We start from the raw sequence: 25,188 nt of genomic DNA, 5'->3' as shown, positions 1-25,188 counted from the left end.
CTGCATGAAAATACTGGTGATCGGCCCGTCTTGGGTTGGCGACATGATGATGTCGCAAAGTCTCTATCGCACGCTCCAGGCGCGCTATCCCCAGGCGATAATCGACGTGATGGCACCGGCATGGTGCCGTCCATTATTATCGCGGATGCCGGAAGTTAACGAAGCTATCCCTATGCCTCTCGGTCACGGAGCGCTGGAAATCGGCGAACGCCGCAAACTGGGTCATAGCCTGCGTGAAAAGCGCTACGACCGCGCCTACGTCTTACCTAACTCCTTCAAATCCGCATTAGTGCCTTTCTTCGCAGGTATTCCTCATCGCACCGGCTGGCGCGGCGAGATGCGCTACGGTTTACTCAACGATGTACGCGTGCTCGATAAAGAAGCCTGGCCGCTAATGGTGGAACGCTATGTCGCGCTGGCCTATGACAAAGGCATTATGCGTACAGCACAAGATCTGCCGCAGCCATTGTTATGGCCGCAGTTGCAGGTGAGCGAAGGTGAAAAATCATATACCTGTAATCAATTTTCGCTCTCATCAGAACGTCCGATGATTGGTTTTTGCCCGGGTGCGGAGTTTGGTCCGGCAAAACGCTGGCCACACTACCACTATGCGGAGCTGGCAAAGCAGCTGATTGATGAAGGTTATCAGGTGGTTCTGTTTGGCTCGGCGAAAGATCATGAAGCGGGCAATGAGATTCTTGCCGCTTTGAATACCGAGCAGCAGGCATGGTGTCGGAACCTGGCGGGGGAAACACAGCTTGATCAAGCGGTTATCCTGATTGCAGCCTGTAAAGCCATTGTTACTAACGATTCTGGCCTGATGCACGTTGCGGCGGCGCTCAATCGTCCGCTGGTTGCCCTGTATGGTCCGAGTAGCCCGGACTTCACACCACCGCTATCCCATAAAGCACGCGTGATCCGCCTGATTACCGGCTATCACAAAGTGCGTAAAGGTGACGCGGCGGAGGGTTATCACCAGAGCTTGATCGACATTACTCCCCAGCGCGTACTGGAAGAACTCAACGCGCTATTGTTACAAGAGGAAGCCTGACGGATGCGGGTTCTGATCGTTAAAACATCGTCGATGGGCGATGTTCTCCATACGCTGCCCGCACTCACTGATGCCCAGCAGGCAATCCCAGGGATTAAGTTTGACTGGGTGGTGGAAGAAGGGTTCGCACAGATTCCTTCCTGGCACGCTGCCGTTGAGCGAGTTATTCCTGTGGCAATACGTCGCTGGCGTAAAGCCTGGTTCTCGGCCCCCATAAAAGCTGAACGCAAAGCGTTTCGTGAAGCGCTACAAGCAGAGAACTATGACGCAGTTATCGACGCTCAGGGGCTGGTAAAAAGCGCGACGCTGGTGACGCGTCTGGCGCATGGCGTAAAGCATGGAATGGACTGGCAAACCGCTCGCGAACCGTTAGCCAGCCTGTTTTACAATCGTAAACATCATATTGCAAAACAGCAGCACGCCGTAGAACGCACCCGCGAACTGTTTGCCAAAAGTCTGGGCTATAGCAAACCACAAACCCAGGGCGATTATGCTATCGCACAGCATTTCCTGACGAACCTGCCTACAGATGCTGGCGAATATGCCGTATTTCTTCATGCAACAACCCGAGATGATAAACACTGGCCGGAAGAACACTGGCGAGAATTGATTGGTTTACTGGCTGATTCAGGAATACGGATTAAACTTCCGTGGGGCGCGCCGCATGAGGAAGAACGGGCGAAACGACTGGCGGAAGGATTTGCTTATGTTGAAGTATTGCCGAAGATGAGTCTGGAAGGCGTTGCCCGCGTACTGGCCGGGGCTAAATTTGTAGTGTCGGTGGATACGGGGTTAAGCCATTTAACGGCGGCACTGGATAGACCCAATATCACGGTTTATGGACCTACCGATCCGGGATTAATTGGTGGGTATGGGAAGAATCAGATGGTTTGTAGGGCTCCAAGAGAAAATTTAATTAACCTCAACAGTCAAGCAGTTTTGGAAAAGTTATCATCATTATAAAGGTAAAACATGCTAACATCCTTTAAACTTCATTCATTGAAACCTTACTCTCTTAAATCATCAATGATTTTAGAGATAATAACTTATATATTATGTTTTTTTTCAATGATAATTGCATTCGTTGATAATACTTTCAGCATAAAAATATATAATATCACTGCTATAGTTTGCTTAGTGGCACTAATTTTACGTGGCAGACAAGAAAATTATAATATAAAAAACCTTATTCTTCCCCTTTCTATATTTTTAATAGGCTTACTTGATTTAATTTGGTATTCTGCGTTTAAAATAGATAATTCGCCATTTCGTGCTACTTACCATAGTTATTTAAATACTGCCAAAATTTTTATATTTGGTTCTTTTATTGTTTTCTTGACACTAACTAGCCAGCTAAAATCAAAAAAAGAGAGTGTATTATACACTTTATATTCTCTGTCATTTCTAATTGCTGGATATGCAATGTATATTAATAGCATTCATGAAAATGACCGCATTTCTTTTGGTGTAGGAACGGCAACAGGAGCAGCATATTCAACTATGCTAATAGGGATAGTTAGTGGCGTTGCGATTCTTTATACTAAGAAAAACCATCCTTTTTTATTTTTATTAAATAGTTGCGCGGTACTTTATGTTCTGGCGCTAACACAAACCAGAGCAACCCTACTCCTGTTCCCTATAATTTGTGTTGCTGCATTAATAGCTTATTATAATAAATCACCCAAGAAATTCACTTCCTCTATTGTTCTACTAATTGCTATATTAGCTAGCATAGTAATTATATTTAATAAACCAATACAGAATCGCTATAATGAAGCATTAAATGATTTAAACAGTTATACCAATGCTAATAGCGTGACTTCCCTAGGTGCAAGACTGGCAATGTACGAAATTGGTTTAAATATATTCATAAAGTCACCTTTTTCATTTAGATCAGCAGAGTCACGCGCTGAAAATATGAATTTGTTAGTTGCAGAACACAACAGGCTAAGAGGGGCATTGGAGTTTTCTAACGTACATCTACATAATGAGATAATTGAAGCAGGGTCACTGAAAGGTCTGATGGGAATTATTTCCATCCTTTTCCTCTATTTTTCACTGTTTTATACAGCATATAAAAGACGAGCTTTGGGTTTGTTGATATTAACGCTTGGCATTGTGGGGATTGGACTCAGTGATGTGATCATATGGGCACGCAGCATTCCAATTATCGTTATATCCGCTATAGTCCTCTTACTCGTTATTAATAATCGTAACAATACTATTAATCAAGAATAAACAAGTTTAAGAAGTGAGTTAAAACTCACTTCTTATCTATACAACTTAATCTCTTTACTGAATCAGTTAAAGTTTCAGTATCGATATCTTTCACCGTAAATGTTGGGGATACTATTTGTATTGATTTATGATTATTTGGGGACCAAATTAAATGTGAGGGATATTCCGGAGTACGTGAATTAGGATAAAATGCAAGCGTTGGTTTATGATAAGCCGCAGCGATATGAACAAGAGCTGTATCAACAGAAATGACAAAATCACTATACTTGGTCAACGCAACGGTATAAATAAACTCATTAAATGGTAGTGTTTCGATTTCAGGTATTGGTATTGTCAATAAATCTTGCGGTAACCCGGTAAATATCACCCGATAATTTTCAAAGTGTAGTTTCATTTCTTGATATATAACTTTTATTTGCTCAAACGTAAGTCGGCATATTTTTTTTGCACCTAATGGGTTAATAATGACTATTCTTGTATCTCCAATAAATTCTTTTATTTTATCTTCAACATCTACTGGTAAATGCAAGTCGTAGTCGGTGGAGAATTCACCCTCACCATAAATATGCTTCAGTATTTCTGTTGCTCGTGTACTCATATGTTCTTTTAAACATTCATCGTGGGGATGGTAAAATGAATAGTAACGTTTATACCATTGATCAAAACCCAGAATGTAAGAATCTTTTAAACTTGATAATATTAAACTATGCTTAAATGAGGGCATGGTTTCAAAGGGGTCTAATACAATATCGAACTGCAAATCCCGCAGATGCTTACATAGAGTAAGCATTTTAAGGAAACCGGTTGATTCTTTAATACAGAACTCAAATATATTTTTATTGTTAGAGAGAAACGCCCCACCCTTACTATTTGTAAGAATGGTTATTTTAACCCCTTTACTATAAAGTTCACGATAAATCGAACTTAATACAATTAGATCACCGAGCTTATTATTATCATGAATAATAAGACATGAATTAACTTGCGCTGGTTCTGTAATTTGATTATTTATTTTTTTACGAAATAAAAAAGAAAGGAAATTAATTTTTATTTTGTTTATATAAAATCTTTTCTTTTTGTGAAAAGTTCCTAAACGCATTTTTATACCATATTACTTTAGTTTCAGGATGATTAATTAGCATAAGAATCAGTTGAAGTTCTATATTGCATTTTTTTCTTGTCTTATCTTTTGATTCTTCTCTACTGATATCTTGAAATTTAATAAATGGAATTACATCGTAAGAAATAGCTGTATCATCTGATAAATTATAGATATTAATATCTTCTACATTATCACGCATAAAACGGAAAAATGGCAAGATTTTGAATAAATCCTTACTCAATTCCGAGGGCATGGGATTATTATTTTCGTCATAGAAACGAGAGCAGTTACCCGTTAAATCAAGACCAGAACAAATAATCCGTGCATACTTAAGTGAATATGCTATTTGAATTGCAGCAAAGGCAATAGTATGGCATGAACAATAACCAAAACTAATGTCCTTGCAAAATCCAACCAGACGACCTTTTTTAGACAACGGTACAGAGATCAGCAGTTCTTTGTGAATCTGACTCAATATATTAAATTTAATCTTCTTTATAAAACCACCTTTTTCCCGGCGATAAAAGGACCGTAATACGAGGCAGTTCTGGAGGATATAAAGTTTATCTTCTTTGGAAGCATGTTCATAAACGTCAACGTTTACTATGGTATAACGGCTTCTCTGGCTAAATTTATAAAAATCATCACGACGCTGATGTAAAAAGCGGACATCTGTAAGTACATATATAAAAGGAACGATATTATGACTTAACAGATATTGCACAGAACCATTGACAGCAATAATATCCTTTGTTCGTAATACTGACAAAGGTGTTTTTTGCGATGTAGGGCCCGAAAGAAAAATAATAACATCATCAGATGTTTTATTTTCAATCAGGTTTTCAACATCTTTTTTGTCAATATATCTAATATTCTTCATGATAAACCTGTGAAATAAATAACTCCGCTTAAAACTGTCCTGGTGAAGACATGTAATTGTGGGATTTTTTTAGCGAGCTGGTTTCCCTTTCAAACGCCGCATAAAATTGCGCATTTTTTTACGATATACTAAAAGATAATAGCCTAGATCTTTAATCTCATTTTTAATACCGTAATGACGCTCTAAGTCAATGCGATCTTTCGCTTTACGCTGCGCTGAAGCACGTTTTCCAGAGAGATCAATAATTCGGACCTCACCATTTTTTATAATGAAGTTACCACGATGAGGGTCGCCAGAAACCATGCCATGTTTATGCAAGGCATTAATTGATTGTTGAATTTTATTTTTTAGCGAATCATCAATATCGGGCATATCACATAACTCTATACCATCAATATACTCGATGATCATGATATAAGTATGGACAAATCGTAAGGTTTTCCGTTCAGCCAATAAATAAAAATCATTGAGTGTATTTAACCCTTCATTTCGTACTTTTTGAGTTTGCACAAAAAGGCGTTCGTAATAATCACCTTTTAACAGAGACTTAAAGAAACGTTCGTTACGCTTAACTTTCGGAGAAAAAACCTTAAGAATCAATTTACCGTAATCGGTATCAATAAGCATAACTTTTGTATCATCAATAGAACGAAAAACCTTGATGATATTTATATTATAAGACAAGAAGTCATTTAATACATTGAGGTACTTTGAATTCTCTTCATCGGTAAAAACAACCAAGTCTTTGATCTTGCTCTTCTGAATCATAACAAACCAGTTAAATGTTATTTAGGGTAATATTTTCGGCAAAGATAACAGACTCCTGCTATAATTCCTGAGATATAGTGATGTTGCACTAAAAGATGTTTATATCTTTTTTTGAATTCAATAATTGATTTCGCATCTCGTGGAGAGTCATCTTTCCAGGGGGAATTGTCTAAAGCTATTTTATAGTATTTTGTCGATGGATAAATTGCCCATTTGTGCCACGGTTTAGTTGCACCTGTATAATGAATAAGAAGAGTATTTTCTATAATCAGCTTTTTATAGTTTTGATGTGTTTTGTCTTTTAATTCACTTTTAATTGTATAAATTGTATTATATCCACGAGGCAAAAATATTGTCATCCCTTTCAGTAAGACATTCATAACATCTTGATCAGGGTATTTATACACATTATCTTTACTCATAAGAATAGACAACGCTTTTTCTGTTAGTTTTGCGTTAGCCCATTTTTTTAAATCTAAATAAACGACACCGGAATTAAAGTACTGCCCGAGTAATTCTGGATCAGACAACCTGGATGCCGCCTTTTCCTGCATTGGGTCAACATCTTTAACAACAGCAGCAACCGCGCCGTTTAAATCCAGATGCAATAGTTGGCTAATATCGCCTTTACAAACAACATCTGCATCAAGATAAAGCAAACGATCAAGTGTTAAACCCAATAATTGAAATGCAAATAAACGGAAGTACATTGCTCTTGACCAGACCTGTGTACAAGGCAAGCACTGGAGCTTATCAGTGTTAATTCTATATAATGTGATTCTTAATTGGTATTGCTCTGCAAGCTTTGCAACTTTTTGGAAAAAAGCATCATTATAAACATCAGCAATAATATAAAAATCAAGATTAATATGTCGATTATTTAGGACAATTGATGTAATGGAAACACCTACACCATCAAGATAATTAGCATCGACACCATAGGCAACATTTAAACATTCAGAAGTATTTATATTAGCCAGCCGAAAATCCCAGGCTTTAACTTTATCTATCTCTATGGCAGGAAATGAGTCCACAATGCTACCCTTATATCATTACTTTATTGTTTCCCAGTTTTAATGCTTTATCTTTTCAATAAAATAAAAAAGATAGTTGCTAAATCCTTTTAGATATCTATGTTTTTTAAGCATATGTTTTGCGCTATATCTTAATTGATTGCTATTGTTCGGTTTCAGCAACGCTGTATTCTTCCATGGCGAAGCATTTTTTGCCTCCATAAAGGCTTGTGATACAGGATAATCCCAGGCCCAATCATGCCAGGGCTTGGTTGGCCCGATATAATGGATAAAAATAGTATTGTTGGTTACTGGGTTTATAAAGCTTTCTTTTAGTTGATAATTTAAGCTAAACTGGGTGTTATATTTAATATCAGCGAAAATAAGTTTATCTGCCAGCAACATATTTAATACATCCTGATCAGGATGTGTTATTTTTTTGATTACTTCTGGCTCATTTAGCATTGCAATGGCTCGTGCAGAAACCTGCTGAGCTGCCCATTTGGCAGTATTAATCAATAAAAAACCGGAGTTAAAGTAACCTTTAGAAATTCCCGCAACACCTAACGAATGGGCGCGTTTTTCCCACCAGTCAGCTTGCCCTTCTGTAACAACCATTGCGACTTTATCGTCAGGAAATGAGAATTTAATTAGTGGCTCAATAGTCCCCTGACAAATGATATCTGCATCCAGATAAAGGACTTTAGCCACCTTACTAATAAAGTAATCAGCAATAACAAAACGAAAATATATTGCATGAGTCCAGTTCTTTGTGCTAGGCAATGAGCGCAGTCGATCACCATTAATCAGATATATTTTAATTCTGGTTTTATACTGTAACGCCAGGGCATCAAAATACTTACGATCATTATCACCAAAATAATCAGTAAAAATGTGAAAACACAACCGACTTCCTTCATTATACTTTAATATTGAAGCAATCGAAATTCCGCAACCAAATAGAAAGTTTTTGTCAGTTCCATAAGCGATGTCCAGACAAAGATTTTCTGTTTCTACTTTATGATTATAATCAATAACTGAATTTAGATACTCAGTTTCCTGGAAAAATACCTGCTGCATTATTTCCTCCGGGAAATAGCAGAAATAATTATATTATGTAATCTATCATAATACTTAGATTGATAAAACTTATCGATCGACGCAGGAATTTTTTCATGTTCGATATGAATTTCACCTGCTATATATTTATTTAGAAGAGTAACAAAACCAGCAATATCTCCCGGTTGATACAAATGGCCATTGACATCAGGTTGAATAATGTCACCAGGACCGGAGACACAATCGGCACTGATACACGGAATCCCCCATGACATCGATTCAAGTAAGGTCATTGGAAAACCTTCAAAAGATGAGGTTAATAACAATGCACTGACTTTCTTAATATCCTGACGCACTACCTCCCATGGATGTTTTTGCCAACCATGCCAGACAATTCGATTATCAATCTTCAATTCTCTACCATATGCCTGGCATTTTTCAAAATCAGAACCATCACCCAGTACATGGAGTTTCCAGTCACCTTGCGCTTGTGATAAACCATCAAGCAGGTCTTTAACCCTCTTCTGGCCCTCGAATTTCATACGCCCAACATAAATGAACGTTGCCGTTTCACCTTCCTCAGGCCCAGGAATGACTGTGTCTTTAGCTTCGACTGGATTAAAAATAACATTTATCGTCGATTCTGGTACACCCCGATTAATCATTTGCTGTTTAATGCCAGAGCTGATGGCTAAATGATAGTCTGCACAGGTGATATATTCAGCATGTTTTTTGTGATCTAAAGAAAAATGCGGCCATGAAAATACTGGCACATCAATTCCTGATTTTTTACGTGCTTTGGCCGCATACAAACACGAGATAACGTCAATACAAATAACAACATCTGGCTGATAATCTTGAAGCCATTTGCTTAAAGCATGAATATGTTTCGCCCGACGCAAAAAACCTAAGCGAATATTGGAAAATGAACACGAGTACTTAATACCTTCCAGCCATCCCTTATCCATTTTATCATTACGACAAAAGAAAAACATTTCACTATAGATATGTTGTTGCCTGAAGGTAGTAATAACATCACGAATGACCGTTTCCATGCCGCCAAATCCAGAAACAGCTTCGCCGATAAATGCTATTTTCATTGAAACTCTCATTAATTGAGTAAAACTCACTGTTTTAACGGTTTTATTTTTCTATAAAATCATAAACAATTGTTGACATCATTTTATCAGGGCTGAATTTATATAAACTATCATAATCCATTGGTTTAACAGATGAATTAATAAAATACTCTAACTTATCCCAATCATCATGACCTATTATAAAAAAGCGAGACTCACTATAGATTTCCGAACCAAGTACATTTATATTATTAGTAATTAATTTTTTATTGAAAAATAGTGCCTCAAGTATACGAAGAGTCCAGCCAGATTGGTTTTCTTTAGTTATATCAACAATTATATTAGCATTTAATGTTCTTCTAATATTCTCTTCATACGATATTTGTTTTTCAATCAAATACTTTGAAGTCGGAGATGATGTTTTATCTTTGACAACATTAAAATCTAACTTACATCCTAGTGTTGTTAATCTATCGGCTAATTCATTAATTATTTGAAGACGTCCTTTATCACGACCAAGAAAAAAACATATTGGCTGACTGTTATTTTTGTCAGATAAACTATAATTTCTAATTTCATCCATTCCTATAGGAAAAAATTGTTCTATTGCCTTGATCTTTTCATTCCCTATAAATCTATGCTCAAAATCATAGATAATATCAAAATAATTAGCGTTATCAAAAATAAAATTTTCACTGACAGTATTTCTTAGAAGTAATACTTTATGACAATTAATATTTTTTAATATTTGCTTGTTAATACTTTTATTAATGACACTGTCATTAAATATAATGATATCATCCTTTTTTACAGCATTTAGGTGATGTTTGATAAATAATCGTCCCAACCATGCATTATCCATCCCTAATTTCGAAATTTTCTTATTAACCCAGTTGTATTTTTTTGGTGTTGTTATATTTTTTATCTTGTGCTTTTTTTTCAAGTACTGGATCATTTTTAATTCATAATCTGCAACCCAGTTTATAAAATAAATAGTCATAATGAAGTTAGTTCCAGTACATACTGATTAATATTTTTATAATCCTTTGCGTTGTGTTCGCTCTTTAATATGCTCGGCCTTAACACTTGCCATGTTCAATAAATTCCGTTCAAAAGATAATATCTTACGTAAAGGCATCCCAAAATAAACCTTCATAAATCGCCAGATATCTCTCTGCGTCAGCCCAATATTCATTGATGAAAAATACAAACCAATCAAATCTTTATCCCGCCAACGACGCGGTACTTTTGCACGTATCTGCGCCCGGTGCAGGTCAATTACTGAAATTTTTAACTCCTCTTCCTTACCGGAAAAAGGCAAGTGCAGCAGGAAATGACAGATATAACAGTCACGGTGGTTAATGCCCGCAGCATGCATATCGCGCACCATCGTCGCGACACGCTTAATAAGCATACGCTTCACGCGAACATCTGGTGGGTTGGTCGCCCAGTCAGCACAGTAATCTTCCAGACTGATGGTTGGTGTCAGATCTTCGGTAATAATAAACGAGGTTCTGGTCAGCGGATTAATGCCTTTTTCGCCGAATGCCACCCCATACATAGTATCAACGCCGACATCCCGCAGTCGATGAATCGCATTCCATTCGCGGTCTGCGCCTAATACTGGCATCCGCAATGAGAGTAAATTTTTGATTATCTCTTTCAGGGTCGTGCCGCGATGCCATTTGAGAAAATAGCTTTTGCCCGCCATTTCAAAGCGCAGAGTGCGGCGAGTTTCCAGTTCACGAAATACCTCACCCTGCAAGGTTTTAACTTCCTCAAAAGGATCTTTACCGCGCCATAACGTGGCAAACGGCTCTTTAAGTTCAACCATCCAGACCACCCGTTATGATGTCCGCCGCTTTCTCTGGCAGACTGTATAAATCTTGTGTATCAGCATAATGTCGCGCATTTTCCGCCCAGGCCTGGCGCAATGAAGATTGCGTTAACGCTTTGCGTAAAATCTCATTCAATGTTTCCTGGCGGAATGGCTCAGCAATAGCCTCGCCGCAATTGGCGTCAACAATATAATGCGCATAGCCACAAACGGCTGTTGTTAGTACCGGTAATCCTGCAGTTATCGCTTCCAGCAGTACAATTCCCGCGGCTTCCTGGTAGGCAGGATGAAGTAATAAATCCGCCGCCGCCATTAATTCCGAGACATCGTTGCGCCCCGAGAAGAAGTGAACATTACTGCGCACGCCGCGTTTTTCTGCCAGCGCCTCAAATTTTCGCGGTTTATCCTGCCCAACAACATATAGCAATGTGTTGTGGCGCAGCGAATCCGGTAACGAAGCAAGTGCTTCAATGGAACGATCGACACCTTTACGCGTGAAGTCTGAACCAACCTGCAACAATAAATATTGTTGTTCGGTTATTCCATTCTTCTTACGGAAGATTTCACGGCTATTGGCTGGCTGCTGGCTATATTTACGATCAGGATAAATCCCCGGTGGCAGAATATGAAAACGTTCCGCTTCAGTCTGATAATGTTTCTGGAAATCGGCGATTTGCTTATCTGTCAGCATCAGCAGCTGTGTCGGCTTGCCCTGTTCGAAGGTTGCCCGCTCAAAGGCAGCATAATGGCGATAACGTGACGTCAGGCGATAGAAAAAGCCTTTCTCCTGCGCTACTTTCTCGGCATAACAAACATCAGCGGCATAATAAACGTCCAGCCCCGGCATTTTATTAAATCCAACAACTCTATCGACGGGGTGTTCACGTAAATGTTTTTGCACCCAAGCAAAATATTCCGCATTGCGCCCGTGATTGGTATGCGATTTAACCGGCACTTTGATCAGTTCAAATACATCAGGGCATTCGCCTTCCCACGACTGGGTATAAACCCGAACATGATGGCCTCGGGCGGCGACTGTCTGAGCAATACGCATAAAATCGCGCTGCAAACCGCCAAAGGGAAAATATTTATATAAACAAAAAGCAACGATCATAACGACGTACCTGTCGTGGAGGAGGGAAGTAATTTATCGACAGCTGCAATGACATCTGCCGCCGGAATAACCGAAAGATACATCTCATTTCGGTCACGCTGATCGCGCGTTGGCATTTCCCGGTAATCTCCCGCCCAGAATTGAATCATGTTATTTGACCAGGGACGCCAGAAAATATGGTCCGTCGCACCAAACAGCGATATCAGCGGCGTATTAACTGCAGCGGCAATATGCGCCGGTGCGGAATCAACGCCAATAAACAGCTGCGCATGATCGATTAACGCACCAAGTTCCGGGAAGGTCACCTTTCCGGCCAGCGCCGTTACTGGTGGCGTCTGGCATCCCTGCGCAATTTCATTGACGCAGGCCAGATCGTCTTTATCTGGGCCGGACGTCAGAACGACTTCATAACCACGAGCATGTAAGGCATCAATCACAGCGGAAAACTTGGCGTTGTCCCAGCATTTGAAGATTTGCCGCGCCGTAGGTTGGATAACCACATAATTTTGTCCAACACCAGCGTGATCAAGTTCGCGACGCATACGTTTCCAGTTTGCAGGCGGGTAACTCATGGTTGTCTGCTTCACCAACGATTCAAGTCCCAATGGCGTCAGCACGGATAAGTTACTTTCCACCACATTTCCACCCTGCAACGGCACCAAATGAGTGAAACTATTACGCCAAAAAGCAGACTGCCGATGATGATAATCCTGGGAAATTTTCACACGGGCATTTAATAAGCGAACCAGTATAGCAACCATCCATTGATCGGTAAGATTAACGATAAGGTCATACTTATTGGCACGTAATACCTTGATGAGATGAAAAAAGTTGGCAATTTTTTCTGAGGCTTTTGCTTTTTTATTTTTTATGCCGTAGAGCGCGTTAATCTCTGGATTTTCAGACAGGATCGGGATGGTGTCCTGATAAAGCAGCACATCGATTTTTGCGTCAGGGTAATTTTTTTTCAGCGAACTAATGACGGGAGTAGTTAATAACATATCCCCATGAAAACGCATCTTAATGAGCAAAATTCTTCGAAATGGCTTATCCACAAGTAACTCTTTTTGTTGAGATTATCCGATTAAGGTGAAGCAGAAAAAGCACGCTACCGCCCCAGGCTCAACAGCTACCTGAATACTGATACCGCACTGATATTGACGCGCTAGTGTATCACTTCTTTCGCGGCAATCCGACCCGAATGATTTTTAAGCACATTGTTGATTTTCAATAAAGAAATCAATCAAATAAAATCATTAGCAACCATATTCTTTTTACTGTTGCTCTGCGATTCCTTCCTGCACGTACTGCAGAAATCAATGAATCGCATAAAAATACAAAAAAAGTATAGATGTTCAGCAAGAATTGGCGGGTAAATTGCTATTTAAGTCAAAAACGGGAAAAGTAATGGTAAAGCCACAGCTAAATACATAGAATCCCCAGCACATCCATAAGTCAGCTATTTACTATGCTCGAATTGCTTTACACCGCCCTTCTCTACCTTATTCAGCCACTGATCTGGATACGGCTCTGGGTGCGCGGACGTAAGGCTCCGGCCTATCGAAAACGCTGGGGTGAACGTTACGGTTTTTACCGCCATCCGCTAAAACCAGGCGGCATTATGCTGCACTCCGTCTCCGTCGGTGAAACTCTGGCGGCGATCCCGTTGGTGCGCGCACTGCGTCATCGTTATCCTGATTTACCGATTACCGTAACAACCATGACTCCAACCGGTTCGGAGCGCGTACAATCGGCTTTCGGGAAGGATGTTCAGCACGTTTATCTGCCGTATGACCTGCCCGATGCACTCAACCGTTTCCTGAATAAAGTCGACCCTAAACTGGTGTTGATTATGGAAACCGAACTATGGCCTAACCTGATTGCGGCGCTACATAAACGTAAAATTCCGCTGGTGATCGCTAACGCGCGACTCTCTGCCCGCTCGGCCGCAGGTTATGCCAAACTGGGTAAATTCGTCCGCCGCTTGCTGCGTCGTATTACGCTGATTGCCGCCCAAAATGAAGAAGATGGTGCACGTTTTGTGGCGCTGGGCGCAAAAAATAATCAGGTGACCGTTACCGGTAGCCTGAAATTCGATATTTCTGTAACGCCGCAGTTGGCTGCTAAAGCCGTGACGCTGCGCCGCCAGTGGGCACCACACCGCCCGGTATGGATTGCCACCAGCACTCATGAAGGCGAAGAGAGTGTGGTGATCGCCGCACATCAGGCATTGTTACAGCAATTCCCGAATTTATTGCTCATCCTGGTACCCCGTCATCCAGAACGCTTCCCGGATGCGATTAACCTTGTCCGCCAGGCTGGACTAAGCTATATCACACGATCTTCAGGGGAAGTCCCCTCCACCAGCACGCAGGTTGTGGTTGGCGATACGATGGGCGAGTTGATGTTACTGTACGGCATTGCCGATCTCGCCTTTGTTGGCGGTTCACTGGTTGAACGTGGTGGGCATAATCCGCTGGAAGCGGCCGCACACGCTATTCCGGTATTGATGGGGCCGCATACGTTTAACTTTAAAGACATTTGCGCGCGGCTGGAGCAGGCAAGCGGGCTGATTACCGTTACCGATGCCACTACGCTTGCAAAAGAGGTTTCCTCTTTACTCACCGACGCCGATTACCGTAGTTTCTATGGCCGTCATGCCGTTGAAGTGCTGTATCAAAACCAGGGCGCACTACAGCGTCTGCTTCAACTGCTGGAACCTTACCTGCCACCGAAAACGCATTGAGGTTGTTATGCAAAAACGGGCGATTTATCCGGGTACTTTCGATCCCATTACCAATGGTCATATCGATATCGTGACGCGCGCCTCGCAAATGTTCGATCACGTTATTCTGGCGATTGCCGCTAGTCCCAGTAAAAAACCGATGTTTACCCTGGAAGAGCGTGTGGAGCTGGCACAGCAGGCAACCGCGCATCTGGAGAACGTGGAAGTGGTCGGGTTTAGTGATTTGATGGCGAACTTCGCCCGTAATCAACACGCTACGGTGCTGATTCGTGGCCTGCGTGCGGTGGCGGATTTTGAATATGAAATGCAGCTGGCGCATATGAATCGCCACTTAATGCCGGAGCTGGAAAGTGTGTTTCTGATGCCGTCGAAAGAGTGGTCGTTTATCTCTTCATCGTTGGTGAAAGAGGTGGCGCGCCATCAGGGCGATGTCACCCATTTCCTGCCGGAGAATGTCCATCAGGCGCTGATGGCGAAGTTAGCGTAGAGTTTATGCCGGATGGTATGCCATCCGGCGCGCATCAATTACTTCTGGCACTGCCGACAATAAAACGTTGCCCGCTGCGCATGTTTAGTCGCCACAATCGGCGTACCGCACACCCGACACGGCTCACCTTTTCGCCCGTAAACCTGCAATTCCTGAGCGAAATAGCCCGGTTTACCATCACTTTGCAGAAAATCTTTCAGCGTTGTACCGCCCTGCTCAATCGAACGCAGCAACACCGCTTTAATCACCCGAGCTAACAATTCACACTCCGCCAGCGACAGTGATGACGCCAGCCGATCCGGATGGATCCCCGCCGCAAACAGCGATTCGCTGGCATAAATATTCCCTACGCCTACCACCAGCTTGTTATCCATCAGCCACGGTTTAATCGCCGTTTTTTTCTTCGCGCACTTCTGATGCAGGTACTCACCGTTGAAATCGTCACTAAGCGGCTCCGGTCCAAGATGGGCCAGCACGTTGTGCCCTTCCAGCTCTTTGGTCCATAGCCAGGCACCAAAGCGGCGCGGATCGGTGTAGCGCAGCACTTTGCCGTTGCTCATCACCAAATCCACATGGTCATGCTTTTCAGGGGGAAGTTCTTCTGGAAGGATGCGCAGGCTGCCAGACATCCCCAAATGAATGATAATCCAGCCCTCAGGCAGCTCCAGCAGCAGATATTTAGCCCGGCGCTGCACGCTAAGCACTGGTTGGTCGCTTAAACGGTAGATCTCTTCTGAAACCGGCCAGCGCAAGCGTCCGTTGCGCACCACCGCATGAAGAATGGTTGCACCAACGAGATGCGGTTCTATGCCGCGACGGCTGGTTTCAACTTCGGGTAATTCAGGCATAGCATCTCCAGGAATGAACAGATGCAGTCAATATGGGGGCAAGCAGATAACAAAAAACCCCGCCGGGGCGAGGTTTTTTGTTACATCAAAGCGGAAATTATTTGATTTTCGCTTCTTTGTAGATCACGTGCTGGCGAACAACTGGATCGAATTTTTTCAGTTCCAGTTTTTCCGGCTTAGTACGTTTGTTCTTCGTAGTGGTATAGAAGTGACCAGTACCAGCAGAAGAAACCAGCTTGATTTTCTCACGAATACCTTTAGCCATGATTTATTTCCTCTAAGTACTTAGTACTTTTCGCCACGGGCACGCAGTTCAGCCAGAACTGTATCGATGCCTTTTTTATCGATTACACGCATACCTTTAGCAGATACGCGCAGGGTGACAAAACGCTTCTCGCTCTCAACCCAGAAACGGTGAGAGTGCAGGTTCGGCAGGAAACGGCGTTTAGTCGCGTTCAGTGCGTGGGAACGGTTGTTACCGGTCACCGGACGCTTGCCAGTAACTTGGCAGACTCGGGACATGTCTATTCTCCAAAAATCAAATTAGCTCGAGCTTCGTATGGGGTATTGGCGCCTCGTCAGGCTTTACAGCCCGGTCATCGCAGTTCTATGTGAACTCTCGATTGCCAGGCCCAAATGCCAAACCCGAGATTCTCAAAGGTGGCGTAGTATACGCTGACTCAGCGATGTGCTCAAGTCCCGAACAGACAAAGATCCCGAAGGATCGCGCATAGCGGGTTAAATCCAGCCGCGTTCGGCAAAAGAAACATACTCTCCACGCCCAATCACGATATGGTCGAGCACGCGTAAATCCATGAACTGACAACTCTTTATTATCCGTTCAGTAATGAGTTTATCCGCTTTACTGGGTTCAGCACAACCCGAAGGGTGATTATGCGCAAGGATCAGCGCCGAGGCGTTTATTTTTATCGCTTCGCGGATAATTTCCCGAGGATGGACTTCAACATGGTTTAGCGTGCCGGAAAAAAGACGGCTATGCGTTATAACCCTGTGTTGGGAGTCGAGAAAGATCACCATAAAGATCTCCCGCTCCTCGCCCGTGAGCTGGCTTTGTAAAAATTCCCTCGTCATCTCCGGGCTGAGTAAAGGGCTTTCTTCACGCATCCGTACGTTGTAGTAACGCCGCGCCAGTTCGGCAATCCCCTTTAACTGGGCGAATTTCGCCACGCCAATTCCATGAACGCCACTAAATTGCTCATATTCAGAGGTTAACAAGCCATAAAGAGAGCCGAAATTCTCCAGCATCTCTTTTGCCAGGGTTAATACATCTTTACCGCGCGTTCCGGTACGCAGAAATAGCGCCAGCAGCTCGACATCCGTTAAGGCGCTAATACCAAACTTCAGCATTTTTTCGCGCGGCATCAACAGCTGTACATTGTTTTTCACCTTCACCTCCTTTGTGGTGCTCGCATCCTGTCATAGCCGTTCCTTTAAATCGACGGCCAGTTTTCAATCCTGGAAAGCGCCTCGCAAAGTGAATCTCAGGTGAAGGCACGACAACAAAAGTATTGTGATAAAATCGCCAACTTCTGGTGTCACCCAACAGGAAAAATCATCATGAGCCTGGCCGGTAAAAAAATCGTTCTCGGCGTTAGCGGCGGTATTGCTGCCTATAAAACCCCTGAACTGGTGCGTCGTTTGCGCGATCGCGGGGCCGATGTCTGCGTAGCCATGACCGAAGCGGCAAAAGCCTTTATCACCCCACTTAGCTTGCAGGCGGTTTCTGGTTATCCCGTTTCCGACAGTCTGCTGGACCCGGCAGCCGAAGCCGCTATGGGCCATATTGAGCTGGGAAAATGGGCTGATTTAGTGATTCTCGCCCCTGCCACGGCAGATTTAATTGCCCGTGTTGCAGCCGGAATGGCGAATGACCTGGTATCGACGATTTGTCTGGCTACACCTGCGCCTGTAGCCGTGCTCCCCGCCATGAACCAGCAGATGTACCGTGCCGCCGCCACCCAGCATAATTTAGAGGTGCTTGCCTCACGTGGTTTGCTCATCTGGGGGCCAGACAGCGGCAGTCAGGCTTGTGGTGATATCGGCCCAGGACGAATGCTCGATCCGTTAACTATTGTGGATATGGCGGTAGCGCATTTTTCGCCCGTCAACGACCTGAAACATCTGAACATTATGATTACCGCCGGTCCGACGCGTGAACCGCTCGATCCCGTGCGTTATATCTCTAATCACAGCTCCGGCAAGATGGGTTTTGCTATCGCCGCCGCCGCAGCCCGTCGTGGCGCGAACGTCACGCTGGTATCAGGTCCGGTTTCACTACCGACGCCACCGTTTGTTAACCGTGTTGATGTGATGACCGCGCTGGAAATGGAAGCCGCCGTGAATGCTTCAGTACAGCAGCAAAATATTTTTATCGGTTGCGCCGCCGTGGCGGATTATCGCGCAGCTACCGTGGCCCCAGAAAAAATCAAAAAGCAGGCCACGCAGGGTGATGAATTAACAATAAAAATGGTTAAAAACCCCGATATCGTCGCAGGCGTTGCCGCACTAAAAGACCATCGACCTTACGTCGTTGGATTTGCCGCCGAAACAAATAATGTGGAAGAATACGCCCGGCAAAAACGTATCCGTAAAAACCTTGATCTGATCTGCGCGAACGATGTTTCCCAGCCAACTCAAGGATTTAACAGCGACAACAACGCATTACACCTTTTCTGGCAGGACGGAGATAAAGTCTTACCGCTTGAGCGCAAAGAGCTCCTTGGCCAATTATTACTCGACGAGATCGTGACCCGTTATGATGAAAAAAATCGACGTTAAGATTCTGGACCCGCGCGTTGGGAAGGAATTTCCGCTCCCGACTTATGCCACCTCTGGCTCTGCCGGACTTGACCTGCGTGCCTGTCTCGACGACGCCGTAGAACTGGCTCCGGGTGACACTACGCTGGTTCCGACCGGGCTGGCGATTCATATTGCCGATCCTTCACTGGCGGCAATGATGCTACCGCGCTCCGGATTGGGACATAAGCACGGTATCGTGCTTGGTAACCTGGTAGGATTGATCGATTCTGACTATCAGGGCCAGTTGATGATTTCCGTGTGGAACCGTGGTCAGGACAGCTTCACCATTCAACCTGGCGAACGCATCGCCCAGATGATTTTTGTTCCGGTAGTACAGGCTGAATTTAATCTGGTGGAAGATTTCGACGCCACCGACCGCGGTGAAGGCGGCTTTGGTCACTCTGGTCGTCAGTAACACATACGCATCCGAATAACGTCATAACATAGCCGCAAACATTTCGTTTGCGGTCATAGCGTGGGTGCCGCCTGGCAAGTGCTTATTTTCAGGGGTATTTTGTAACATGGCAGAAAAACAAACTGCGAAAAGGAACCGTCGCGAGGAAATACTTCAGTCTCTGGCGCTGATGCTGGAATCCAGCGATGGAAGCCAACGTATCACGACGGCAAAACTGGCCGCCTCTGTCGGCGTTTCCGAAGCGGCACTGTATCGCCACTTCCCCAGTAAGACCCGCATGTTCGATAGCCTGATTGAGTTTATCGAAGATAGCCTGATTACTCGTATCAACCTGATTCTGAAAGATGAGAAAGACACCACAGCGCGCCTGCGTCTGATCGTGTTGTTGCTCCTCGGTTTTGGTGAGCGTAATCCTGGCCTGACTCGCATCCTCACTGGTCATGCGCTAATGTTCGAACAGGATCGTCTGCAAGGGCGCATCAACCAGCTGTTCGAGCGTATTGAAGCGCAGTTGCGTCAGGTATTGCGTGAAAAGAGAATGCGTGAGGGTGAAGGTTACACCACCGATGAAACCCTGCTGGCAAGCCAGTTGCTGGCATTTTGTGAAGGTATGCTGTCACGATTTGTCCGCAGCGAGTTTAAATACCGCCCGACGGATGATTTTGACGCCCGCTGGCCGCTAATTGCCGCACAGTTGCAGTAATATGACGCCGGATGACTTTTCATCCGGCGAGTTTCGTTAAACGCCAAACTCTTCGCGATAGGCCTTAACCGCCGCCAGATGTTCCGCCATTTCTGGCTTCTCTTCCAGGTAAGCAATCAGGTCTTTCAGGGTGATGATAGAGATCACCTTGCAGTTGTAATCACGCTCAACTTCCTGAATCGCCGAAATTTCGCCGCGCCCGCGTTCCTGACGATCAAGCGAAATCAACACGCCTGCAAGCGTCGCGCCATTGGCCTGAATAATTTCCATCGACTCGCGAATCGCCGTTCCGGCGGTGATCACATCATCTACCAGCATTACGCGTCCTTGTAACGCGCTACCAACCAGATTACCGCCTTCACCGTGGTCTTTTGCCTCTTTGCGGTTAAAGCAGTACGGTAGGTCAAGGTCATGATGCTCCGCCAGCGCCACGGCGGTAGTGGTGGCAATCGGGATCCCTTTGTAAGCAGGGCCAAACAGCAGATCGAACTCAATGCCGGAATCCACCAATGCTTCAGCGTAAAAACGGCCTAACAGTGCCAGATCGCGCCCGGTATTAAACAGCCCGGCGTTGAAGAAATAGGGGCTTTTGCGCCCGGATTTCAGCGTAAACTCGCCAAACTTTAACACCTGCTTGCTAAGCGCAAATTCAATAAACTGGCGCTGATATGGTTTCATGCCTTCGCTCCTCATCTTACTTTTCTACAGACAAAAAAAAGGCGACTCATCAGTCGCCTTAAAAATCAGTTTGCCAGCGCCGCCTTCTGCGTCGCTACAATGGATTCGATTCCCCCTCGGGCCAGCGCCAACAAGGTGAGTAACTCTTCGTGGGTGAACGGTTCGCCTTCTGCCGTCCCCTGCACTTCAATGATACGCCCGTCTTCGGTCATCACTACGTTCATGTCGGTCTCTGCGGCAGAGTCTTCAACATATTCCAGATCGCAAACCGCTTCACCGTTCACAATCCCGACAGAGACCGCGGCTACCATCCCTTTCATTGGATTAGTTTTCAGCTTGCCGTTTTCCACCAGCTTCTGTAGCGCATCTGCCAGCGCCACGCAGGCACCCGTAATCGAAGCGGTACGCGTGCCACCATCAGCCTGAAGCACGTCACAGTCCAGCGTAATGGTGAACTCACCCAGTGCTTTCAAATCTACTGCCGCGCGAAGAGCACGGGCGATTAGACGCTGGATTTCCATTGTGCGTCCACCCTGCTTACCTTTCGCCGCTTCACGCGCGTTACGGGTATGGGTAGAACGCGGCAGCATACCGTACTCTGCGGTGATCCAGCCCTGGCCCTGACCTTTCAGGAAGCGCGGCACGCCTTCTTCAATAGAGGCGGTACACAATACTTTGGTATCGCCAAATTCGACCAGCACCGAGCCTTCTGCATGTTTTGTATAGTTACGAGTCAGGGTAACGGGACGCACCTGATTATTGCTACGGCCTGCTGGACGCATATTGAAATCTCCGGCTTGAAACAAATGTGGCTGCGCATTATACGGACTTCCGGCGGTTATTCCTATCCTGACAAGGCATCGATGGCTATAATCCTTCCACCTCTCCTTTTATAAACAGGAACGTCTATGATCCGCAGTATGACCGCCTACGCCCGGCGTGAAATCAAGGGTGAATGGGGGAGCGCAACCTGGGAAATGCGCTCGGTAAACCAGCGTTATCTGGAAACTTACTTTCGTCTGCCGGAGCAGTTCCGTAGCCTTGAACCTGTCGTTCGCGAGCGTATTCGTTCTCGCCTGACGCGCGGTAAAGTGGAATGTACTCTGCGCTATGAGCCAGATGTTAGCGCGCAAGGTGAGCTGATCCTCAACGAAAAACTGGCTAAACAGCTGGTAACTGCCGCGAACTGGGTAAAAATGCAGAGCGACGAAGGAGAAATCAACCCGGTTGATATTCTACGCTGGCCGGGCGTGATGGCAGCCCAGGAGCAAGATCTCGACGCGATTGCAGCTGAAATTCTCGCGGCGTTGGATGGCACCCTGGATGACTTTATCATCGCGCGCGAAACCGAAGGTCAGGCGCTGAAAGTGTTGATTGAGCAGCGTCTGGAAGGCGTCACCGCCGAAGTGGTCAAAGTCCGCGCCCATATGCCGGAAATCCTGCAATGGCAGCGTGAGCGTCTGGTAGCGAAGCTGGAAGATGCTCAGGTGCAACTGGAAAACAACCGTCTGGAGCAGGAGTTGGTTCTGCTGGCACAACGAATTGACGTTGCCGAAGAACTGGACCGCCTCGAAGCGCATGTCAAAGAGACCTACAACATTCTGAAGAAAAAAGAAGCCGTTGGTCGTCGTCTGGACTTTATGATGCAGGAGTTCAACCGCGAGTCGAACACTCTTGCGTCGAAATCTATCAACGCCGAAGTGACAAACTCCGCCATCGAGCTGAAAGTGTTGATTGAACAGATGCGCGAGCAGATTCAGAATATCGAATAAGCTATCAGTAAAAATCACCAAGCAGCAAAAAACCACAAAGCCCGCGAAATGTCGGGCTTTTTTGTTATCATGAGCTATCATAACGACGCAACAAAGCGCACAATATACGTGTACATAGAGGTGTACATAATGACTTTCATGTACATTGCTCTATGTACACACCCATATTCGATATTCAGGTATTCGCAATGCCAAAACTCACAGATATGCAGATCCGCGCATGGATAAAGGCGGGAGACAGATTTGATGGCAAAGCAGACGGCAACGGCCTTTATATTTGCTACCCCAAAAACTACACAGCCCCGTTCTGGCGATTCCGCTATAAGCTCGCAGGAAAGCAGCGGGCTATGGTTATAGGCTCTTACTCCGAACTGTCACTATCAAAAGCCAGAGAAACAGCAAAAGAGCTGTCAGCCAGAGTTGCTCTTGGCTATGACGTAGCAGCAGAGAAACAGGAACGAAAAGCTGAAGCACTGGCAAAAATGGAGGCTGAGAAAAACGCCATGCGTGTTTCAGATCTGGCCTCCGAATACTTCGAGCGCCAGATACTTCCGAGATGGAAACATCCCGATATCCTTCGCCGGAGAATTGATAAGGATATTAACCCCTGCATTGGGCATATGAAGGTAGAGGACGTTAAGCCACGCCACATTGACGACATGTTGAAAGGTATCGTTGACCGAGGAGCACCAACGATAGCAACAGATGTATTACGCTGGACACGCCGTATCTTTGACTACGGGATAAAACGCCACGCTCTGGAGATAAACCCTTGTTCAGCGTTTGAAGTATCTGATGCTGGTGGTAAAGAGGTTTCCCGCGACCGTTGGCTAACTCGCGATGAGCTTATCAGGCTATTCGAGGCTATGCGCACCGCAAAAGGATTCAGCCGCCAGAACGAACTGACATTTAAGCTATTGCTGGCACTATGCGTTCGTAAGATGGAGTTATGCGCCGCACGATGGGAAGAGTTTGATTTAGATGGTGCGGTATGGCATTTGCCGGAAGAACGCAGCAAAAACGGAGACCCTATTGATATACCTCTACCTTCTCCAGCCGTTGAATGGTTGAGAGAGCTACACACCTTTTCATGTAATAGCGCATGGGTGCTTCCAGCCAGGAAGATGCAAAACAGAATGATCCCACATATTCAGGAAAGCACTTTGCCCGTAGCACTGGCTAAGGTTCGCGCCGAAATGCCGGATGTGCCTAATTTCACGATTCACGACTTCCGACGCACCGCACGTACTCATTTAGCAGCGTTGGGTGTTGATCCTGTCGTGGCGGAACGATGCCTCAATCATCGCATTAAGGGCGTAGAGGGGATTTATAACCGCCATCAGTATTTTGATGAGCGTAAAGCAGCACTGGCACAGTGGGCTGATCTGCTGGTGGCACTGGAAAGCGGAAAAGACTACAACGTAACGCCTCTCAGAAGGGCGAACTAACTGAATAGATTGAGCCTAGCTCGACGGGGCGAAAAGCGGGAAGCCTTACCGCCTGGCTCAATCACAAAATAAGGCGCAGCGTAAAAGGTGACGCAATGAACGACTCTCATGAAACAACGGTGGTGCATAGAAATTTATGGCAGGAATCAGGTATTCCACCTTTGGACTACTGCACGATAGAGCGAGCATCAAAATTATTAAATTGTGAAATTGATGATATATGGCATTGGAAAGATAGACTACATATAGACTTTTATGTCTATGCTGACTTTCTTGATTTCATTGAATCTGATGCCACCATCCACTTCAAAAAAGATGCTAATTTTATAACTGATTTATTACTTATGTACCCAGAAGAAGTAAGGTTTACATTTCCTTTTCTTATTACCAGCGCAAGCAACGAAGTTTATATCCCAGCATCTGAAAGCGGTGCTTATGAGCTATTTTATGCACATAAACCACTGACAGTTGAAGACAGCGACAATAAAAATGTTTTTGAACAAATTGGAAAAAACTCTTTTATCGTAAGAAAATCAATCGCATGTGGATTGTTGCGTGTACGCGGTAGAACAACACGACATTATCATTCACAAGAATGTGGAGAACCATATGTGCGACTTGAAGCAACATTTGATTGTGATCTATATAAATTCAAAATGCAAAGTTCCCAAATTCACCTGAGTAGCCTGTCAGATAAAAACATTTATATAACAAAGGCTGATTTAGAATACCTTCATGACGCAAAGGTTAATGGAAGTTTTGACGCAGCTAAGAGCAAAAAACGATACGAAATGGCGGTAGAACAGGAACTAATACCTGAAATAAAAAATAGCAACCATAATGCCGAGAGACATGCTGAAAACAGGGAAAAACTTTTCAAATCTGCAATATATCTTTTGTCAAAGTATCCTGATGAATGCCGTGGCAAAAAGAAAGAAATAAGCCCTGAGAAGTGGCGGGATTGCATAGTGGCTCATAAAGACGAAATTCCACCGTTAGCAATCACAAATGAAGATGTGATTTTGAGACACTTACGTGCTGCCGCCAACGGTAAGGGGTAGAGTAGCTAACTATTCAGGCACAGTATCATTACTGTGCCTTTTTATTGTTCATATATGTACAGATACTTC

26 protein-coding genes and 1 pseudogene are annotated in these 25,188 nt (G+C 44.4%); 11 read left to right on the top strand and 16 right to left on the bottom strand.

All coding sequences use genetic code 11. From position 1 onward, the window contains the following. Positions 1-4: 4 nt before the first annotated feature. Genes rfaF through waaL form a run of 3 tightly spaced genes read left to right on the top strand, consistent with a single transcriptional unit; the run spans position 5 to position 3,289 of the window. Entirely contained in the window at positions 5-1,051 is a 1,047-nt protein-coding gene (gene rfaF / locus ACJHX4_RS09820) for an ADP-heptose--LPS heptosyltransferase RfaF (RefSeq protein WP_000699228.1), read from the top strand. Between the two features lie 3 nt (positions 1,052-1,054). Continuing rightward, positions 1,055-2,014 (top strand): lipopolysaccharide heptosyltransferase RfaC, encoded by a 960-nt coding sequence (rfaC, locus tag ACJHX4_RS09815; protein ID WP_001264592.1) that lies wholly within the window; start codon positions 1,055-1,057, stop codon positions 2,012-2,014. A 9-nt stretch (positions 2,015-2,023) separates the two neighbouring features. After that, a complete protein-coding gene (gene waaL / locus ACJHX4_RS09810; protein ID WP_000958045.1) occupies positions 2,024-3,289 on the top strand; it encodes an O-antigen ligase in 1,266 nt (421 codons plus the stop codon). Positions 3,290-3,314: 25 nt separating this feature from the next. Here waaL and ACJHX4_RS09805 read toward each other — a convergent pair whose 3' ends face one another. The 10 genes and pseudogenes from ACJHX4_RS09805 to rfaQ form a co-directional block, all read right to left on the bottom strand. After that, positions 3,315-4,388 carry a glycosyltransferase family 9 protein gene (locus tag ACJHX4_RS09805; RefSeq protein ID WP_001236430.1) on the bottom strand — a complete coding sequence of 358 codons (1,074 nt, stop codon included), beginning with the start codon at positions 4,386-4,388 and terminating at the stop codon, positions 3,315-3,317. Positions 4,389-4,420: 32 nt separating this feature from the next. Next, positions 4,421-5,271, bottom strand: a pseudogene (gene waaZ, locus ACJHX4_RS09800) (3-deoxy-D-manno-oct-2-ulosonate III transferase WaaZ). Positions 5,272-5,340: 69 nt separating this feature from the next. Continuing rightward, entirely contained in the window at positions 5,341-6,039 is a 699-nt protein-coding gene (rfaY, locus tag ACJHX4_RS09795) for a lipopolysaccharide core heptose(II) kinase RfaY (RefSeq protein ID WP_000615251.1), read from the bottom strand. A 17-nt stretch (positions 6,040-6,056) separates the two neighbouring features. Then, the gene (gene rfaJ / locus ACJHX4_RS09790; protein WP_000376840.1) at positions 6,057-7,073 is read right to left on the bottom strand and encodes a lipopolysaccharide 1,2-glucosyltransferase RfaJ; all 1,017 of its coding nucleotides are present in this window, start codon (positions 7,071-7,073) and stop codon (positions 6,057-6,059) included. A gap of 39 nt (positions 7,074-7,112) precedes the next feature. Then, positions 7,113-8,132, bottom strand: coding sequence for a lipopolysaccharide 3-alpha-galactosyltransferase (gene waaO, locus ACJHX4_RS09785; protein WP_001188027.1), 1,020 nt, complete (start codon positions 8,130-8,132; stop codon positions 7,113-7,115). Continuing rightward, positions 8,132-9,211, bottom strand: a complete 1,080-nt coding sequence (gene waaB / locus ACJHX4_RS09780; protein WP_000683970.1) for a lipopolysaccharide 1,6-galactosyltransferase — start codon at positions 9,209-9,211, stop codon at positions 8,132-8,134. The genes waaO and waaB overlap by 1 nt, the downstream gene beginning before the upstream one ends. A 43-nt stretch (positions 9,212-9,254) precedes the next feature. Beyond that, positions 9,255-10,190 carry an LPS core biosynthesis protein RfaS gene (rfaS, locus tag ACJHX4_RS09775; protein WP_000158223.1) on the bottom strand — a complete coding sequence of 312 codons (936 nt, stop codon included), beginning with the start codon at positions 10,188-10,190 and terminating at the stop codon, positions 9,255-9,257. A 36-nt stretch (positions 10,191-10,226) separates the two neighbouring features. Then, positions 10,227-11,024, bottom strand: a complete 798-nt coding sequence (gene rfaP / locus ACJHX4_RS09770) for a lipopolysaccharide core heptose(I) kinase RfaP (RefSeq protein WP_001296529.1) — start codon at positions 11,022-11,024, stop codon at positions 10,227-10,229. Continuing rightward, a complete protein-coding gene (locus ACJHX4_RS09765; RefSeq protein WP_000634259.1) occupies positions 11,017-12,141 on the bottom strand; it encodes a glycosyltransferase family 4 protein in 1,125 nt (374 codons plus the stop codon). Before ACJHX4_RS09765 ends, rfaP begins: the two co-directional genes overlap by 8 nt. After that, positions 12,138-13,196, bottom strand: a complete 1,059-nt coding sequence (rfaQ, locus tag ACJHX4_RS09760; protein WP_000360408.1) for a lipopolysaccharide core heptosyltransferase RfaQ — start codon at positions 13,194-13,196, stop codon at positions 12,138-12,140. Before rfaQ ends, ACJHX4_RS09765 begins: the two co-directional genes overlap by 4 nt. Positions 13,197-13,609: 413 nt before the next feature. Between rfaQ and waaA the strand changes: the two genes are divergently transcribed. Continuing rightward, the gene (gene waaA / locus ACJHX4_RS09755) at positions 13,610-14,887 is read left to right on the top strand and encodes a lipid IV(A) 3-deoxy-D-manno-octulosonic acid transferase (RefSeq protein ID WP_000891564.1); all 1,278 of its coding nucleotides are present in this window, start codon (positions 13,610-13,612) and stop codon (positions 14,885-14,887) included. 7 nt (positions 14,888-14,894) lie between these two features. Beyond that, positions 14,895-15,374, top strand: coding sequence for a pantetheine-phosphate adenylyltransferase (gene coaD / locus ACJHX4_RS09750; RefSeq protein WP_001171854.1), 480 nt, complete (start codon positions 14,895-14,897; stop codon positions 15,372-15,374). 38 nt (positions 15,375-15,412) lie between these two features. Here the strand turns inward: coaD and mutM are convergent, their stop codons facing one another. From mutM to radC, 4 genes are all read right to left on the bottom strand, one after another. After that, the gene (gene mutM / locus ACJHX4_RS09745) at positions 15,413-16,222 is read right to left on the bottom strand and encodes a bifunctional DNA-formamidopyrimidine glycosylase/DNA-(apurinic or apyrimidinic site) lyase (RefSeq protein ID WP_001114533.1); all 810 of its coding nucleotides are present in this window, start codon (positions 16,220-16,222) and stop codon (positions 15,413-15,415) included. A 97-nt stretch (positions 16,223-16,319) separates the two neighbouring features. Then, positions 16,320-16,487, bottom strand: a complete 168-nt coding sequence (rpmG, locus tag ACJHX4_RS09740) for a 50S ribosomal protein L33 (protein ID WP_001051798.1) — start codon at positions 16,485-16,487, stop codon at positions 16,320-16,322. Positions 16,488-16,507: 20 nt separating this feature from the next. Continuing rightward, positions 16,508-16,744 carry a 50S ribosomal protein L28 gene (gene rpmB, locus ACJHX4_RS09735; RefSeq protein ID WP_000091955.1) on the bottom strand — a complete coding sequence of 79 codons (237 nt, stop codon included), beginning with the start codon at positions 16,742-16,744 and terminating at the stop codon, positions 16,508-16,510. Between the two features lie 216 nt (positions 16,745-16,960). Then, a complete protein-coding gene (gene radC / locus ACJHX4_RS09730; protein WP_001296533.1) occupies positions 16,961-17,629 on the bottom strand; it encodes a RadC family protein in 669 nt (222 codons plus the stop codon). A gap of 171 nt (positions 17,630-17,800) precedes the next feature. Here radC and coaBC point away from each other — a divergent pair, with 171 nt between their 5' ends. The 3 genes from coaBC to slmA all read left to right on the top strand — a co-directional run bounded on the left by coaBC (position 17,801) and on the right by slmA (position 20,160). Further along, positions 17,801-19,021 carry a bifunctional phosphopantothenoylcysteine decarboxylase/phosphopantothenate--cysteine ligase CoaBC gene (coaBC, locus tag ACJHX4_RS09725; protein WP_000050112.1) on the top strand — a complete coding sequence of 407 codons (1,221 nt, stop codon included), beginning with the start codon at positions 17,801-17,803 and terminating at the stop codon, positions 19,019-19,021. Continuing rightward, the gene (gene dut, locus ACJHX4_RS09720; protein ID WP_000976070.1) at positions 18,999-19,457 is read left to right on the top strand and encodes a dUTP diphosphatase; all 459 of its coding nucleotides are present in this window, start codon (positions 18,999-19,001) and stop codon (positions 19,455-19,457) included. Before coaBC ends, dut begins: the two co-directional genes overlap by 23 nt. Positions 19,458-19,563: 106 nt before the next feature. Beyond that, positions 19,564-20,160 (top strand): nucleoid occlusion factor SlmA, encoded by a 597-nt coding sequence (gene slmA / locus ACJHX4_RS09715; protein WP_000818603.1) that lies wholly within the window; start codon positions 19,564-19,566, stop codon positions 20,158-20,160. A gap of 36 nt (positions 20,161-20,196) precedes the next feature. Here slmA and pyrE read toward each other — a convergent pair whose 3' ends face one another. Both pyrE and rph read right to left on the bottom strand, forming a co-directional pair. Further along, on the bottom strand, positions 20,197-20,838 hold the full coding sequence (pyrE, locus tag ACJHX4_RS09710) for an orotate phosphoribosyltransferase (protein WP_000806177.1): 642 nt from the start codon (positions 20,836-20,838) through the stop codon (positions 20,197-20,199). Between the two features lie 65 nt (positions 20,839-20,903). Then, positions 20,904-21,620, bottom strand: a complete 717-nt coding sequence (rph, locus tag ACJHX4_RS09705; RefSeq protein WP_001247093.1) for a ribonuclease PH — start codon at positions 21,618-21,620, stop codon at positions 20,904-20,906. Positions 21,621-21,746: 126 nt separating this feature from the next. Between rph and ACJHX4_RS09700 the strand changes: the two genes are divergently transcribed. The 3 genes from ACJHX4_RS09700 (at position 21,747) to ACJHX4_RS09690 (ending at position 25,119) form a co-directional block, all read left to right on the top strand. Continuing rightward, a complete protein-coding gene (locus ACJHX4_RS09700) occupies positions 21,747-22,610 on the top strand; it encodes a YicC/YloC family endoribonuclease (protein ID WP_000621332.1) in 864 nt (287 codons plus the stop codon). Positions 22,611-22,798: 188 nt separating this feature from the next. Then, positions 22,799-24,058, top strand: a complete 1,260-nt coding sequence (locus ACJHX4_RS09695; protein WP_001339895.1) for a tyrosine-type recombinase/integrase — start codon at positions 22,799-22,801, stop codon at positions 24,056-24,058. A 95-nt stretch (positions 24,059-24,153) separates the two neighbouring features. After that, complete coding sequence (locus ACJHX4_RS09690) at positions 24,154-25,119, top strand: hypothetical protein (protein ID WP_001000004.1); 966 nt, start codon at positions 24,154-24,156, stop codon at positions 25,117-25,119. Positions 25,120-25,188 lie beyond the last annotated feature (69 nt).

The sequence above is a fragment of the Escherichia sp. WS2035 genome (assembly GCF_046487065.1).
GTDB lineage: Bacteria > Pseudomonadota > Gammaproteobacteria > Enterobacterales > Enterobacteriaceae > Escherichia > Escherichia coli.
Note: the sequence above shows the minus strand (reverse complement) of the source record. Positions and strands in the feature narration are given on the sequence as shown.

What these genes read in the sequence shown, in the direction of transcription:
- ACJHX4_RS09700 (WP_000621332.1), top strand. Translation starts at nt 21,747, where the DNA reads ATGATCCGCAGTATGACCGCCTACGCCCGGCGTGAAATCAAGGGTGAA.
- waaO (WP_001188027.1), bottom strand. Translation starts at nt 8,132, where the DNA reads ATGCAGCAGGTATTTTTCCAGGAAACTGAGTATCTAAATTCAGTTATT.
- rfaC (WP_001264592.1), top strand. Translation starts at nt 1,055, where the DNA reads ATGCGGGTTCTGATCGTTAAAACATCGTCGATGGGCGATGTTCTCCAT.
- rfaY (WP_000615251.1), bottom strand. Translation starts at nt 6,039, where the DNA reads ATGATTCAGAAGAGCAAGATCAAAGACTTGGTTGTTTTTACCGATGAA.
- waaL (WP_000958045.1), top strand. Translation starts at nt 2,024, where the DNA reads ATGCTAACATCCTTTAAACTTCATTCATTGAAACCTTACTCTCTTAAA.
- coaD (WP_001171854.1), top strand. Translation starts at nt 14,895, where the DNA reads ATGCAAAAACGGGCGATTTATCCGGGTACTTTCGATCCCATTACCAAT.
- rpmB (WP_000091955.1), bottom strand. Translation starts at nt 16,744, where the DNA reads ATGTCCCGAGTCTGCCAAGTTACTGGCAAGCGTCCGGTGACCGGTAAC.
- mutM (WP_001114533.1), bottom strand. Translation starts at nt 16,222, where the DNA reads ATGCCTGAATTACCCGAAGTTGAAACCAGCCGTCGCGGCATAGAACCG.
- ACJHX4_RS09690 (WP_001000004.1), top strand. Translation starts at nt 24,154, where the DNA reads ATGAACGACTCTCATGAAACAACGGTGGTGCATAGAAATTTATGGCAG.
- rpmG (WP_001051798.1), bottom strand. Translation starts at nt 16,487, where the DNA reads ATGGCTAAAGGTATTCGTGAGAAAATCAAGCTGGTTTCTTCTGCTGGT.
- rph (WP_001247093.1), bottom strand. Translation starts at nt 21,620, where the DNA reads ATGCGTCCAGCAGGCCGTAGCAATAATCAGGTGCGTCCCGTTACCCTG.
- coaBC (WP_000050112.1), top strand. Translation starts at nt 17,801, where the DNA reads ATGAGCCTGGCCGGTAAAAAAATCGTTCTCGGCGTTAGCGGCGGTATT.
- ACJHX4_RS09695 (WP_001339895.1), top strand. Translation starts at nt 22,799, where the DNA reads ATGCCAAAACTCACAGATATGCAGATCCGCGCATGGATAAAGGCGGGA.
- rfaS (WP_000158223.1), bottom strand. Translation starts at nt 10,190, where the DNA reads ATGACTATTTATTTTATAAACTGGGTTGCAGATTATGAATTAAAAATG.
- waaB (WP_000683970.1), bottom strand. Translation starts at nt 9,211, where the DNA reads ATGAAAATAGCATTTATCGGCGAAGCTGTTTCTGGATTTGGCGGCATG.
- rfaF (WP_000699228.1), top strand. Translation starts at nt 5, where the DNA reads ATGAAAATACTGGTGATCGGCCCGTCTTGGGTTGGCGACATGATGATG.
- dut (WP_000976070.1), top strand. Translation starts at nt 18,999, where the DNA reads ATGATGAAAAAAATCGACGTTAAGATTCTGGACCCGCGCGTTGGGAAG.
- rfaP (WP_001296529.1), bottom strand. Translation starts at nt 11,024, where the DNA reads ATGGTTGAACTTAAAGAGCCGTTTGCCACGTTATGGCGCGGTAAAGAT.
- ACJHX4_RS09765 (WP_000634259.1), bottom strand. Translation starts at nt 12,141, where the DNA reads ATGATCGTTGCTTTTTGTTTATATAAATATTTTCCCTTTGGCGGTTTG.
- ACJHX4_RS09805 (WP_001236430.1), bottom strand. Translation starts at nt 4,388, where the DNA reads ATGCGTTTAGGAACTTTTCACAAAAAGAAAAGATTTTATATAAACAAA.
- slmA (WP_000818603.1), top strand. Translation starts at nt 19,564, where the DNA reads ATGGCAGAAAAACAAACTGCGAAAAGGAACCGTCGCGAGGAAATACTT.
- pyrE (WP_000806177.1), bottom strand. Translation starts at nt 20,838, where the DNA reads ATGAAACCATATCAGCGCCAGTTTATTGAATTTGCGCTTAGCAAGCAG.
- waaA (WP_000891564.1), top strand. Translation starts at nt 13,610, where the DNA reads ATGCTCGAATTGCTTTACACCGCCCTTCTCTACCTTATTCAGCCACTG.